The sequence below is a fragment of the Candidatus Mikella endobia genome (assembly GCF_900048045.1).
Taxonomy (GTDB): Bacteria; Pseudomonadota; Gammaproteobacteria; order Enterobacterales; family Enterobacteriaceae; genus Mikella; species Mikella endobia.
Genome location: NZ_LN999831.1, coordinates 258,620 through 274,596, shown reverse-complemented (window position 1 = coordinate 274,596; position 15,977 = coordinate 258,620). Strand labels below are relative to the sequence as shown.

Sequence of the window (15,977 nt, the reverse complement as noted above, 5' to 3'; positions counted from 1 at the left end):
TTTGCAAAATCTATCTAATTTGCCTAATAAAGAAAAATTACGGCACAATTTTTCCCGTTGTAGGAATTGGGAAGAAATATATCTTTATATTATTGAACTAGGAGCTCAATTACCGCCGTTACCAGTAAGTATGCGTACCCCAAAACATTTTGTTACTGGATGTCAAAGTAAAGTATGGATAGGTTTAGAAACTTATGCAAAAGACAGCTTTCAGTTTTACGGAGACAGTGATACGGCTATTGTCAAAGGACTTATTGCCATATTATTTATTATTTATCAAAACTTAACTCTTACAGAAATTATTTCTTATGATGTGCAACCATTTTTTAATGAATTAGAACTTATTCAACACTTGACTCCATACCGATCGCAAGGATTAGAAGCTATAGTGCGAAATATTCGTATACAAGCTAACGCACAAAAAACTATATATCAAAGAATATAAACTGATGAAGTATTTCTGGTATTGCTTGGTACTAAAGATCCGGAAACAAAAACGATAATATTTCCTTTAACCGCTAAATTAGTTTTTAGTGCTATAGCTTTACCTATACGATAAAAATCATCAAAAGAATTAATGTCTTCTATAAGCTTACAAGTAATTCCCCTACTTAGTAGTAAGTTACGGGATGTAAAATAGTTAGTAGTTAATGCTAAAATTTCTGATTTAGGAAAATATTTCCGTATAAATTTAGCAGATTTACCACTTTTGGTAGCTACTATAATAAGAGGTGATTCTAGTTGTTCTGCAGTTTCAACAGCGCTACGGCAAACTACTTCAGTAATTGGTAAGTGACTAATTTTTTTAATGGAATTGATATTCTTAGATAGGATCTTATCGGTTCTCTCACATATTTTAGCCATAATAGTAACAGATTCCAGGGGATATTTTCCTTTGGCACTTTCTCCAGAAAGCATTACAGCGTCTGTGCCATCTAAAATTGCGTTAGCAACATCGCCAGCTTCAGCACGAGTGGGACGAGGATTTTTAATCATAGAATCAAGCATTTGTGTTGCTGTAATTACAACTTTACCTGCTTGATTGCACTTTGCTATTATCATCTTTTGCGCTAAAATTACTTCTTCAACTGGAATTTCCACACCAAGATCGCCACGAGCTACCATTATACCGTCAGACTCTTCAAGAATTTTGTCAAAATTATCTAAACCTTCTTGATTTTCAATTTTAGATATAATCTGAATATGTTCACCGCCGTATTGCTTCAGATGGTCGCGAATGTTTTGTACATCAGAATGTTTACGAATAAATGAAGCTGCAATAAAATCTACTCTTTGTTCGCATCCAAAAATTAAGTCACGTTTATCTTTCTCTGACAATGCTGGTAGAGTAAGAGATACACCAGGAATATTAACTCCTTTATTTTCACCCAGATCACCATTATTTAATACTTGGCACACTACTTGATCCTGCAAGATATCTATAACGGTCATACATAAAAGACCATCATCTACTAATATAGTATTTCCTATTTTAATATCATTAGTAAATCCAGAATAAGTAACTGCTACACACTTACTATTGCCGAGAATGGTTTTATTTGTAGTAAAAGTAAATATTTGTCCAGCATTTAACGAAATATCTTTCCCATTTTCTAGCTTCATAGTCCTAATTTCAGGTCCTTTAGTATCAAGCATAATAGCAGCTTGTAAATCTGTTTTATTTAAAACGGCACGCAGATTTTTAATTCTATTTTCGTGCTCATCATAATTTCCGTGAGAAAAATTCAGACGCATTACGTTCATACCCGCATTAAGAAGGCTTAATAATACTTCTTCAGATTCTGTTTTAGGACCTATAGTACAAACTATTTTAGTTTTTTTCATAATTTCAACTTTTATAAATGGTGATAGATAATAATTTTTGTGCCCTTCTATTACTGGGTACGGTACAAACTATCTTAGAAAACAGATAACTATTAATAATGAATAGCAAAAAATTAAATAGTTTTTAATAAAACAAATTTGTTGTAAAAAAATTTACTAAAGATGATCATCATCAAGATGATAGTAATATTTTTAAATATCTTTAATTAAAATTTACTAAAATTATAGTAAATAGAATAAATTTTTTATTATATGAAGTTATATTTCTATTTAAAACTGTTATATAATAGTGAAACGTTTTTATTAAACAAAATATACTACTATTACTAATAAATTAATGAAGAAACTTCTCTAAAAATAAGTGTAAAAATAATGCGTCCGAGTGGACTCGAACCACTGACCACCACCATGTCAAGGTGACACTCTAACCAACTGAGCTACGGACGCACAAATAATTTAATAAAAAGAAATATCTAACTTAAAACAGATAAAATTTATCTATCTTAACTCTTTTAGAATCTTTAAAAGAAATATTAAATTAAAATGTGAAACATTACAAGATAAAAGTAACTAATATAATTAATTAGTTAATAACTTTATTAAATGCTAGTAGCATTATTTTTATTAAATATCTATATTTTCCGCTTTTAATGCATTTTCTTCAATAAATAGGCGCCTAGGTTCTACGGTATCTCCCATTAGCGTATTAAATAGCTGATCAGCTTCAATAGCATCATTCACCGTCACACGTAACATGCAACGTCTATCTGGATCCATTGTGGTTTCCCATAACTGTTTTGGATTCATTTCACCTAGTCCTTTATAGCGCTGCACTACTAGTCCCCTACGCGATTCTTTTATTAACCATTCTAATGCTTGTTCAAAACTAGTTATTTGCTGATATCGATCACCACGCTTAATAAAGGTATCTACTTTGATAAGATTATCTATTTTTTTTCCAAAATTTATTAGTTTACGATATTCATTGCTGTGGATAAAATCCTCATCTAGCATGTAATCAGTATCTATACCATTAGTACGTATTCTTAATAATGGCTCAAATAACTGGCTATCGGAATTTTTTATTTCAAAAGTATAAGTACTACTATAATGTTTATTGTCTTTATTTAGTTTGTTTACTAGTGATTCAATCCAGCTTATAACTTTCTCTCTTTGTTTTAAGTGCTCTGTAGTTAACACAGGTTGATAAATCAAACTATAAAGCAATGATTTAGGAAATCGTTGTTCCATACGTTCTATCATCTTTTGTATACTAAAATACTCAGTAACTAACTTTTCTAAAGGTTTACCAGTTAGAACTATTGTATGAGAATTAGCGTATAATGTAGCACCATCCACTGCTATAGATATCAGATAATGATCCATGTCTTCATCATCTTTGAAATATTTTTCTTTTTTTCCATTTTTAATTTTATATAGTGGCGGTTGTGCAATAAAAACATGACCTTGCTCAATAAGTTTCGGCATTTGACGATAAAAAAATGTCAATAACAAAGTACGAATATGGGAACCATCAACATCAGCATCTGTCATTATAATTATATGGTGATAACGCAACTTATCTGGATTATATTCATCTCTACCTATACCGCATCCCAGAGCAGTTATCAGCGTAGTTACTTCTTGAGAAGATAAAATCTTCTCAAAACGAGCTTTTTCAACATTCATAATTTTGCCTTTTAGAGGCAAAATAGCTTGATTTTTACGGTTACGTCCCTGCTTAGCAGAACCTCCAGCTGAATCACCTTCTACTAAATAAATTTCTGATAGTGCCGGATCTTGTTCCTGACAGTCAGCAAGTTTCCCTGGCAAACCAGAGAGATCTAGTGCTCCTTTACGACGAGTTATTTCACGTGCTTTACGAGCAGCTTCACGAGCGCGAGCTGATTCAATAATTTTCCCTACTATTATTTTTGCATCAGTGGGATTTTCTAGTAAAAATTCCGATAGCCGATCATTTATCAATGTTTCCATTGCAGGTTTTACATCTGAAGAAACTAATTTTTCTTTTGTTTGAGAAGAAAATTTCGGATTGGATACTTTAACTGAAATTATAGCTATAAGCCCTTCACGTATATCATCTCCAGTAACGTTAATTTTATTCTTCTTGCTGTAACCTTCTTTATCAAGATAATAGTTTAATGTTCTGGTCATAGCAGTACGAAAGCCAGCAAGATGAGTACCTCCATCTTGTTGAGGAATATTATTAGTAAAACAATAGATATTTTCTTGAAAGCTATCGTTCCATTGCAATGCAATTTCTACACCAATATTGTCTTTTTCAGCAGAAAAATAAAAAATATTAGGATGAATAGGAATTTTCTTTTTATTGAGACTTTCTATAAAAGATTTTATTCCTCCTTCGTAATGAAAATGATCTTCCTTATTGTTTCTTTTATCGCACAAACGTATAGATATTCCAGAATTTAGAAAAGATAACTCTCGCAACCTCTTATATAAAATTTCATATTGAAATTCTGTATTATTAGTAAAGGTATCAAGGCTGGGCCAAAAGCGCACGGTAGTACCAGTATTATCAGTTTCGCCTATGATTTTTATTGGAAATTGGGGCACTCCTGCATGATAAATTTGTTGATATATTTTTCCTTCTCTTTTTATTATAAGCTCAAGTTTTTTAGATAGGGCATTTACCACTGAGACGCCCACTCCGTGTAAACCTCCTGATACTTTATAAGAGTTATCATCGAATTTACCTCCGGCATGCAGCATAGTCATTATTACTTCGGCTGCAGATATACCTTCTTCTTCATGTATATCTGTTGGAATACCTCTTCCATCATCTTGAACAGAAATTGAATTACCTTCATGAATAACAACTACTATTTCTTTACAAAAACCAGCAAGTGCTTCATCGATAGCATTGTCTACAACTTCGAATACCATATGATGTAAACCAGTACCATCATCAGTATCACCAATATACATACCAGGGCGTTTACGTACCGCATCCAAACCTTTAAGTACTTGAATACTTGAAGAAGTATAAAAATTTAACATTACCATTTCCTGTTTATGTTAAAAGTAAGATTATCATTCTATTTTACTAAGTTTCAATTTGAATTGATTACCTTTTCATAATTATTAAGATTATCAATTTTATTGTTACTAACGATCATTTGGATTAAAATCTACTGGAAAAAGTATAATAAAAAAGTTTATCAATTTTAATTAAATAAATAACAATATAAGCCAATATTGCATTATAAATTACTTTATTTTTTTTCACAAAAGCAATAATTTTCTTATTAGATCCTTTTTTATATTTTGCAAAAATCATAAGTAAGTTTTTATCTCTATTTATACGAACCCAATCAGTCATTATAGAATTACATTCTTTTACCGAAATTAGAATAATCTTCTAATATAAAGAGCCAAAGTTATTAGTTAGTTTTTTTCAAATAATATTGTTATAAAGTATGGAAAAAATCTAAAATAGAGATAAATAACGTAAAAATATTTAATTGGATATTTTAAAAATGGAATTAATGGTTATTTTCTAATTTTGAAGCTTTCATCATAGCTTCTACTTGTTCTATTTTAATACGACTAAATAATATCTGAAAATTATTTATCCGATGTGACAACAATGGTTCAGTAATAGTATCCCAGGTAAGTGAAGTTGCTAAGAATAATTCTGCTCTTATGACTAACGAAGGAATTACTGGCTTCAAATATGTCATCAAAACTCTAAATAATTGAATTCCCATTGAACATATAGCTTGTAGATCCCTCTCACGTCCTTCATGTTTCGCTATTACCCAAGGTACCTGTTTATCTACATAACGATTAGCCAAATCTGCTAGATCCATAATTTTACGAATAGCGTTGCTAGTTTCACGGTTACTAAACGATTGACCAATATACTTAGCTGCATTAACAAATGTAGCATATAGCAACGGGTCATCTATAGTAGCAGCTAATTGGCCGTTAAAATATTTATTTATAAATACAGCATTACGTGATGCCAAATTTACCACTTTATTAACAATATCTGCATTTACTCTTAGTACGAAATCTTTAATATTGAAATCGATGTCATTGATATTTGATGACATTTTAGTAGCATAAAAATAACGCAGACAATCTGCATCAAAATATGTTAAATAAGTGCTAGCTTTGATAAAAGTGCCTCGTGATTTTGACATTTTTGATCCGTTTACAGTTACATAGCCGTGAACTAATAAATTAGTTGGTTTGCGAAATTGACTTCCTTCTAACATAGCTGGCCAGAATAAGCTGTGAAAATAGACAATATCTTTACCAATAAAATGGTATAGATCAGCTTTAGAATCTTCTTGCCAAAATTCATCAAAACATATATCTTTACGTTTGTTACAAAAATTTTTGAAAGCACTCATATAACCAATAGGTGCATCTAACCATACATAAAAATATTTTCCAGGAGCATCAGGTACTTCAAAACCAAAATATGGTGCGTCACGGGAAATATCCCATTGCTGTAAACCTGATTCAAACCATTCATGAACTTTATTGGCTACTTGCTCTTGAAGAGTTCCTGAACGAGTCCAATTACTTAACATATTACTAAACACAGGTAAATCGAAAAAAAAGTGTTCTGAGTCACGCAGAACTGGTTTAGTACCGGAAAGTACAGATTTAGGCTTAAGAAGCTCTGTTGAGTTATAAATAGCCCCACAAATTTCACAGTTATCTCCATATTGATCTGGAGAATGGCATTTTGGACAACTACCTGTTACGAAACGATCTGGCAAAAACATTGATTTTTCTATATCAAAGAGCTGGGAAATAAATCTAGATTTAATCAAATTATTTTTTTTAAGGCGCTGATAAATAAGTGTAGATAATTGCAGATTTTCTTCGCTATGAGTTGAATAGTAATTATCATAGCTAATGCTAAAGTCTGCAAAATCCTTTTTATGCTCTAAGTTTATTGCGTTAATCATCTCTTCAGGAGTCAGACCCATTTTCTGTGCTTTAAGCATAATTGGTGTGCCGTGAGCGTCATCAGCACAAATGAAATAAACTTTATTGCCGCGCATTCTTTGATAACGAACCCAAATATCCGCTTGTATATGTTCAAACATATGTCCAATATGAATCGAACCATTAGCATAAGGTAATGCACAAGTTACCAATATTTTTTTAGCGACTTCAGTCATAGGAAAATTAAATTTAACTTGAAAAATTCAAATCAAAGCAACATAGATAATAATCAATTAGATTGATATAGTATAGTAAGCAACTACACTACATCTAATATAAGATAAGCCAAGCCATACTTAAACTATATTTAAATACATTAATAATATTACATAATAGCAAATTAATTTGAGTTGTAAACTGGACAATATTTTTGTTTGCTTAAGAAAATAAGAAGTAAATATATTTGCCCTAAAAATAATTGTTGATAACTAATATCATCAGATAACTAGTTATCGTTGATTAGTCACAAGACACTATATATTCAACTATACAATTAACACGTATTTTATAAATCAGGCAATTATATCTACTCAGAAAATAATAAATATTACTATTAAATATTGCTCCATAAAACATTGATAAAAATTTTTGAAAAATAAGAGAAATACATAGATATATAATGTATGTAAGTAAGTTAGATGTATTTATTCCTTGTTTTCTGGGTATTTGGTGACAATAAAGTGTATTTCAGCTTAACTCAATGGAAACACTGTTCTTTATATTCGGTTAAAACCGATAATATACATTCTGTAAGCTGTAGTTGCAGATAAAATACTTTAATGTTAATTTTAAAAAATTCTAATATTCATTAGAAAAGGAAAAGATTATGTAAAAAATTTTTATTTATATGCTTGGTATCTACTACTAACTAGAGTAACTCACTGCTTATTACTTATAGTAGGTAGTAAGCTACATGTAGTAGTCATACTACAGCTAATTTGCTGAATATGATTTCATATTTAAGTCAGATAATAAATCTCTAAATATTAGAAAAATTATGACTATATTACAAATATTCAGTAATAAAATTATCCCCAAGCATAGGAGAATGCTTTTGGGTGTGTATAATAATAACTTTTCCATCAAGCATGGATGCTGAATGGTTGTTAATTAGAAAATTTTAAATATCAAATATGACAGAATCATTTGCTCAAATCTTTGAAGAATTCATGAAAAAAATTGAAACTCGTCCTGGTTCTATTATTCGTGGACATGTTGTATCGATTTCGAAAGAAGTAGTTATAATTGACGCCGGTCTCAAATCTGAATCAACCATTCCTGTTGAACAATTTATTGACTCTCAGGGTAAATTAGAAATTAAAGTAGGCGATCAAGTTGACGTGGCTCTAGATGCAGTAGAAGATGGTTTTGGTGAAACTATATTATCCCGTGAAAAAGCAAAAAGACATGAATCCTGGTTAATGTTAGAAAAAGCTTACGAAGAAGTTACTACTGTAACTGGTGTTATCAATGGAAAAGTAAAAGGTGGTTTTACTGTAGAGTTAAACGGGATACGTGCATTTTTACCGGGTTCTTTAGTAGATGTGCGTCCTATTCGAGATCTACTACATTTAGAAGGTAAAGAGCTGGAGTTTAAAGTAATTAAATTAGATCATAAACGTAACAATGTTGTTGTTTCTCGTCGTGCTATTATTGAATTAGAAAATAGTGCCGATAGAGATGTTCTTATCGAAAATTTACAGGAAGGTAATAAAGTTAAGGGGATTGTAAAGAACTTAACTGATTACGGTGCCTTTGTTGATTTAGGTGGTATTGATGGCCTACTGCACATTACAGATATGGCTTGGAAACGTGTTAAGCATCCGAAAGAAATTGTTACTCTTGGAGATGAAATATATGTTAAAGTGTTAAAATTCGATCGTGAGCGCACTAGGGTATCATTAGGTATGAAACAGTTAAGTGAAGATCCTTGGGTCGCTATCGCCAAACGTTATCCAGAAGGTACTCGATTGAATGGTCGCGTAACTAATTTAACTGACTACGGATGTTTCGTTGAAATTGAAGAAGGAATTGAAGGACTAGTGCATGTTTCTGAAATGGATTGGACGAATAAAAATATTCATCCATCTAAAATGGTTAATGTAGGAGAATTGGTAGAAGTAATAGTTCTAGACATTGATGAAGAACGTCGTCGTATTTCTTTAGGATTAAAACAGTGTAAAATTAATCCTTGGCAGCAGTTTGCTGAAACTTTCAAGAAAGGTGACCGTGTTGAAGGTAAAATAAAATCTATTACTGATTTTGGTATATTTATCGGCCTAAACGGAGGTATCGATGGTTTGGTTCATTTATCTGATATTTCATGGAATATAACCGGAGAAGAAGCTATACATGAATATAAAAAGGGTGATGAAATTGCAGCTATAGTTATACAGGTTGACGCGGAACGTGAACGTATTTCTTTAGGCATAAAACAGCTATCTGAAGATCCATTCAATAATTATTTATCTTTGAATAAGAAAGGTGCTATCGTTACCGGTAAAATCGTAGCCATTGATGATAAAAAAGATATTACAGTTGAATTAGCAAAAGGAGTAATAGGTTATCTACCACAAACATCTGAAAACTTGAGTAATCAAAAAGAAGACTCGATAATCAGAGTTGGAAATAATATAGAAGCCAAATTAATTGGTATCGATCGTAAAAATAGAGTGATCAGCCTATCTGATTGTACACAAAATGAAATATATGAGAAAAAAACTATCAGTTTTATAAATAAAAAACCAGAAGAGCATTTTTCAAATGCCATGACTGAAGCTTTTAAATCGGCTATTAAAAGTGAATAGTTAATTAATACTACTAATACCAGTACTTCTTAGAACGATAAGAATAAGTAAAAATTACCAGGTAACTAAATATGAACGTAGCTAAAATTTTACCAGCATATCTAAGAATCAGTTAATACCCTACTAGATATTATCTGATAACAAGGTATTATAATAAGTGAAATATAAAACTAGTTGGATTGTTCTCTAATTTATCTTGTTACTATTTTCATTGTTATCTAACCTAACCGTAAGACATTAGAAATAAAAATTTCTCGTTTGTCATTACAGATTGTAACTTTAGCAGCGAAGTGGGAAAGGGTTAGATTGTGGCTCTACTGCAGCAGATACTCTCGATAGAGACGCTAAGTATTGAGCATGTGAGCCATTTATAGCAGAAACACACTAGTAGCTCAGCATAAAAAGCTATAGCAAATATAGTACTATGGGGATAGTGATTATTTTTTTATAAATTGATGGTGGAATGGTATGTTGCAAAAATACGGTGCCGATATTGTTATCAATCTATTAGTCAATGCAAGTGGGGATGAAGTATGCTTTTAATTAAGAAACAGAAATATGATCACAAGTTAAGAATAATTAACAGTGAAAAATATCACTATTCCATGGAATAGTGAAGTTTGTTTCATAACCAAGAACAGATTAGTATAGATAACATCTATATCACAATTGCTAGTTATGGCAGGAATTTCCATTGTTATAAATAAATAGCTCTGGAGATCAGACATACTTCTAGACATAGGTATGTGAAAAGTTATTATTGTTAATAAATTGCCATACCAACTGTAATACTTTTAGGTTACAGCAAAAAGAGATTATAAATAAACATTACTCATATTATTGACAAATAGTGCAATAAAAATAATTTTATCGACTACGAAAAACAATACGTCCTTTACTTAAATCGTATGGTGTTAGCTCAACAGTAACTTTATCTCCTGTTAGGATACGAATATAGTTTTTACGTATTTTACCAGAAATATGAGCTGATACTATATGTCCATTTTCTAATTCAACACGGAACATTGTATTAGGCAAAGTTTCTAGTACTGTACCTTGCATTTCAATATTATCTTCTTTAGACATATAATCCTCTAATTTGAAATATCATAACTTTAAATAAAATGCTTCAAAATATTCATTATGTAAATAAATAATAATAAACAATATCAATTGACTATATTATACTACCAGCTAAATGATAGTTATAATAACGTCCGCGCTGTTCTATTAATTCTTTATGACTACCTTTTTCAAGAAAGGTACCTTGATCCATAATATAAATACAATCAAAATTTTCTAATTCTTGAAGCTTATGTGTAACAATTATTACTGTACGTCCTTTACCCAATGTGATTAGAAGTTGTAAAATTTTCTTTTCTGTAACTATATCTAGACCATCTGTTGGTTCATCTAGTAGCCACAGCGGAGCTTCGTGTAATATAATACGTGCGATACCTATGCGTAATTGTTCCCCTCCAGAAAGAGGTCTCCCGCCCTCTCCAATAAAAAGGTTTAATCCTTCTTTGCATTTAAAAAGATTTTCTAATCCTACCAACTGCAATACTGTACATATTTTTTTATTATTGACATATGGCGCTGCAAAAATAAGATTTTCTCTTAATGTAGCGCTAAAAATATAAATTCTCTGAGGTACCACAGCAGTCATGGCGCGGAGCGCGCTTTCGCTCCACTGTTGTAACGGTATCCCATTCAAAGTGATATATCCTTTTTGGGGATCCCAAGCTCTAGTAAATAATTGTAATAGAGTTGATTTACCACTGCCGGTATGGCCTAGTAAAGCAATATGTTCTCCAGCAGCAACTTTTACCGACAAATTATTAATCGCTGGCAATTGTTGCTGTGTATATTTAAATAGTATTTGGTTAGCATTCAAAGTAACACTAGTAGCAGGTACGGGACCTATATAAGGAAAAACTACATCTGGAAGCTGCTTGTTAAGAAATATATTAATACGTACAGCAGATGCTATTACTTGTCCCAAATGGTGACAAACACCTGCTATCGGACCTATTACTTCAAATAAAGAAAGTGTCACGAAAAATAAGAGAGCAATAAACTCTCTAAACGAATCATTTATATTTATAATATTGCTACCAGCGGCAATCCACAATACAAGTATTAATGTTAGGCTCGTTAATAACTGTAGCATACTTTGTGCGTAAGCACCTATACTACTTTGGCAGTTCTGATATTCTTGCCATTTTTTTTCAGTATTATCTAGTTGGTGTCGATAACGCTTTGCGGCGCCATACACAGTAAGTTCAGCATTACTAGAAATCCAGGTATGAAGTTTCTTACGATAATTGGAACGAAAAACGGTTATTGATTCTCCTACGAATTTTCCTACCCGAAAAAATATTACAGGTAATAGCAACAATATACACAACATTAATATACCCATTGTCAATCCATATTTTGGAGACAACAGATATATAAGAGAATTTACTGTTAAGATCACCACTAATACTCCAGTTATCGGTGAAATTACTCTTAAATAAAGATTCTCTAGAGTCTCGACATCACATACTAAAATATTTAGTAATTCTGCTCGTTTAAAATGATTACTTACGCTAGAAACAAGAGGTAAAATGCGAATAAAAGTATATATTCTTAAATACTTTAAGACGTTGAAAGTAGCGTCGTGGCTAACCACCAGCTCTGCCCAACGAAAAATTGTGCGTATAATAGCAGCGATACGCATACTGGCAGCAGGTAACATATAGTTACAACTATATAGTCCAGCTATCCCAGCAGTTGCTGCACAAGATAATAACCATCCAGAGACAGTTAGCAGACCTATATTAGCCAGTAAAGTAATAATGGTAAGTAAAATTCCTAAAATAAATTTTTTTAAGCCACAGTATAAAAGAAACCAATAAGATAGTAAAAAGCGCATAATTATTTATAACTCTTTTCTTTGAGAATTTATTAACAAATCAGTTAGTTTTCCAGTAGTACTGTCTGTAAAATTAGCATAATTACCTGTTTTTTCTATCACACCATTATTCATCAACCAAATACTGTCAAAATTCTTTATGAGATGTAATTGATGTGTTACTAAAATTGTAGTCTGAAGGAGCATAGTTCTTTCCAAAGTATGCATTATCAGTCTTTCGCTATGTATATCAAGGTTAGCAGTAGGTTCATCTAATAATAGTAATCTAGGTATGCGAATTAAAGCTCGTGCCAAAGCAACACGCTGTGCTTGTCCCACAGATAAACAATCTGCTTCTTCACCTATAGAGCTATTTATACCATTTGATAGTGATGTAAGCAAATCATCTAGATAAGTATCATTAATTACTTGCCTTAACTGCAAATCATCAGCATCTGGAGCTCCAAGTAAAATATTATCGCGTACAGTTATTGCCGGTAACACTGGTTTTTGACTTACCCAACTTAACTGTTTATACCAAATATGTGGCGATAATGCGCTCAGTTCTATGCCATTAACAAGCAACGAACCTCTATATGGTAAAAAACCGAGTAATACCTTTAACAAGGAACTTTTTCCTGCACCGCTAGTACCTATGATAGCTATACATTGGCCAGCTTCAACTGAAAAATTAAGCGGACCAGCAATTTTATTACCATTATTCGCTAATATCCATAAATCACGAGCTATCAAATATACAGGACCAGAAACAGGAAGTTTCTGGCCTTTTTTTTGATGATTAGAATCATCTTCTAAAAAATATACTATTGATTCAGCTGCACCTACTGCCTGAGCTTTGGCATGATAAAAAGTACCTAAATCGCGTAATGGTTTAAAAAATTCAGGAGCTAAAATTAGCACTAAAAATCCATCAAATAGCGTTATTTTTTTGCTGTAGCTACCAAAATGTAGTTCTTCTAAATAATAAAAACAAAAATAAACTGCTAAGATAGCGATAAATATAGAAGAAAAAAATTCCAATACTCCAGATGATAGAAAAGCTAATCTTAATACTTCCATAGTACGTTTACGAAATTCCTCAGTGGTACGATAAATATTATTTGTTTCTGATTTTGCGCTAAAAAATAGCCTGATGGTTTCTAACCCACGTAGACGATCCAAAAAATATCCAGATAAATGCTCTAAAGCTAAAAAATTACGTCTATTTGCTTCAGCTGCACCTATTCCTACCAGAAACATAAATAGTGGAATAAGCGGTGCGGTAACAAATAGGATTAAACCTGCTGTCCAATTAATAGTAACAATTACAATAAAAATTATGAATGGCACTATTGCTGATAGAAATCGTTGTGGTAAATATAGAGCGTAAAAATCTTGCATCTTTTCTATTTGCTCAATTAACATACTAATCCAACTACCTGTGGTTTTGTTCTGGATACATGCAGGTCCCAGATACTCAAAGTGATCTAACATTTGAGCACGTATTCTACGACGCAATAAACTACCAGCAATAAAACCTATACGTTCATGAACATAATTAACTACCGCGCGAAACGTAAATAATATTGCTAAAGCAATAAAAAATTCTTTTAAATTAGAGCGTGGGGTACGATCTACAATTAATGCTTGTAGTAAAAAAGCTACAATCACAGAATTAGCAATAAGAATTAAGGCTTTTATTAATCCAAATAACATAGAAAGTTGTAGCCATCCATTTATACGTTTACTTTGCAAGTTTAACCAATGGATCAGTATTTTTTGTCTACTATTATTCATTCAATTTGTATTAGTATTTGAAATTCACTTCAGGAGGAAAATATTCTAAAAATGAAATAAATATCGGAAGTTAACTTTTTTGATAAACAGTTATCATTTTATACAAGAATGTTAGTATCTAATTTATTAAGATAACGCTCTGCGTCTAATGCCGCCATACAGCCGGTACCAGCAGAAGTAATAGCCTGGCAATAATTATGATCTATCACGTCTCCAGCGGCGAAAACACCTGGAATAGAAGTAGCAGTAGCGTTACCTTTAATACCAAATTGTACCCGCAGATAACCGTTTTTCTGCAAGATAAGTTGAGAGCTGAAAATAGCTGTATTAGGTTTATGACCAATAGCGATAAACACACCAGAAACTTTTAAATATTCATACTTATTACTCTTATCGGCTATATCTTTTATATATACCCCTGTGACGCCCCTTTCGTTACCTAAGATTTCTTTTAGTATACGATTTTTATGCAATACTATATTACTGTTATTTACTTTATTCATCAGTCGGTCAATAAGAATTTTTTCAGAACGAAAAATATTGCCCCGATGGATTAAATGCACTTCTGCTGCTATATTAGATAGATAAAGAGATTCCTCAACAGCAGTATTACCACCTCCAACTACAGCTACTTTCTTATTACGGTAAAGAAATCCATCGCAAGTAGCACAAGTAGAAACTCCTTTTCCTTTATAAGTTTCTTCAGAAGGTAGGCCAAGATAGCGTGCTGAAGATCCAGTAGCTATAATAAGTGCCTTACAGGTATATTCATTTTTATCTCCCCTAAGAAAAAAAGGACATTTATGTAAATCTACATTATTAATATAGTCCGAAATAATTTCGGTATTAAATTTCTTAGCATGTGCGTACATACGTTCCATTAATAAGGGACCAGTTAATCCTTCAGGATCTCCAGGCCAATTTTCTACATCAGTAGTAGTTGTTAATTGTCCTCCTGGTTGCATACCAGTAATTAAAACAGGATTTAAATTAGCACGTGCCGCATATATCGCTGCTGTATAACCGGCTGGTCCAGAACCCAATATGAGTAATTTACTGTGTTTCATTATAGATATATTTTCCAATTAAAAAATTAAAAAAGTGTCAATAGCTAGTACATAAAATCCATTTATATAAATAAATACTTTTTATCATAATAAATAAAATAATTTTAGAAAAATTTTCTCTAAATTAGAATATTTTTAAATTAATGTTAAAATATAACTAAACTAAAATACGATATATAATTAAAATTAGCTATACAGTGATAATTTCAGATACATATTCTCAAGTTAATTTTATTGCTGTTTTTTTAAAACATAGATCAAAAAGTTTCTGGTTGGAAAAAATTTTAAAAAATGATAAGAATCAATATGGTATTTGTTACCGATAGTTTTTTTTTGCTGAGGATGCTTACTGGTTGTTACCAAGTAAATAGCTTCTCTTATCCAACTGATTACTTGGTATTGAAAAATATGAGTATTATACAAAAATGAAAAGCATAATTATGGATAAAAATCCTAAATATGTTCAACTGGCATGTAACTGAATTAAATTATACTAGATGATAACAATTTATAAGCATATAATAAAATAAATTAAGTAGACAACTAATTATTAGT

Annotated in this window: 8 protein-coding genes, 1 tRNA gene and 1 pseudogene; 2 read left to right on the top strand and 8 right to left on the bottom strand. The window is 31.4% G+C overall.

Going from position 1 to position 15,977, the window contains the following annotated elements:
* Position 1 precedes the first annotated feature (1 nt).
* Positions 2–445, top strand: coding sequence for a cysteine desulfuration protein SufE (sufE, locus tag A4A67_RS01310; protein WP_067569512.1), 444 nt, complete (start codon positions 2–4; stop codon positions 443–445).
* Here sufE and pykF read toward each other — a convergent pair.
* The 4 genes and pseudogenes from pykF to metG form a co-directional block, all read right to left on the bottom strand.
* Positions 433–1,845 (bottom strand): pyruvate kinase PykF, encoded by a 1,413-nt coding sequence (pykF, locus tag A4A67_RS01305; protein ID WP_067569509.1) that lies wholly within the window; start codon positions 1,843–1,845, stop codon positions 433–435. The genes sufE and pykF overlap by 13 nt on opposite strands.
* Positions 1,846–2,218: 373 nt before the next feature.
* A tRNA-Val gene (locus A4A67_RS01300) sits at positions 2,219–2,292 on the bottom strand.
* 177 nt (positions 2,293–2,469) lie between these two features.
* A complete protein-coding gene (gene gyrB / locus A4A67_RS01295; protein WP_067569506.1) occupies positions 2,470–4,884 on the bottom strand; it encodes a DNA topoisomerase (ATP-hydrolyzing) subunit B in 2,415 nt (804 codons plus the stop codon).
* A 503-nt stretch (positions 4,885–5,387) separates the two neighbouring features.
* A pseudogene (metG, locus tag A4A67_RS01285) lies at positions 5,388–7,028 on the bottom strand (methionine--tRNA ligase); the annotation flags it as partial.
* A gap of 957 nt (positions 7,029–7,985) precedes the next feature.
* Here metG and rpsA point away from each other — a divergent pair.
* Positions 7,986–9,659: a 30S ribosomal protein S1 gene (gene rpsA / locus A4A67_RS01280; RefSeq protein WP_067569500.1), complete on the top strand. Its 1,674-nt coding sequence runs from the start codon at positions 7,986–7,988 to the stop codon at positions 9,657–9,659.
* Positions 9,660–10,526: 867 nt separating this feature from the next.
* Here rpsA and infA read toward each other — a convergent pair.
* The 4 genes from infA to trxB form a co-directional block, all read right to left on the bottom strand.
* A complete protein-coding gene (gene infA, locus A4A67_RS01275; protein ID WP_067569497.1) occupies positions 10,527–10,745 on the bottom strand; it encodes a translation initiation factor IF-1 in 219 nt (72 codons plus the stop codon).
* Positions 10,746–10,836: 91 nt separating this feature from the next.
* Positions 10,837–12,579 (bottom strand): heme ABC transporter ATP-binding protein/permease CydC, encoded by a 1,743-nt coding sequence (gene cydC / locus A4A67_RS01270; protein ID WP_067569494.1) that lies wholly within the window; start codon positions 12,577–12,579, stop codon positions 10,837–10,839.
* 6 nt (positions 12,580–12,585) lie between these two features.
* A complete protein-coding gene (cydD, locus tag A4A67_RS01265) occupies positions 12,586–14,355 on the bottom strand; it encodes a heme ABC transporter permease/ATP-binding protein CydD (protein ID WP_067569491.1) in 1,770 nt (589 codons plus the stop codon).
* Positions 14,356–14,453: 98 nt separating this feature from the next.
* Entirely contained in the window at positions 14,454–15,431 is a 978-nt protein-coding gene (gene trxB, locus A4A67_RS01260; protein WP_067569667.1) for a thioredoxin-disulfide reductase, read from the bottom strand.
* Positions 15,432–15,977 lie beyond the last annotated feature (546 nt).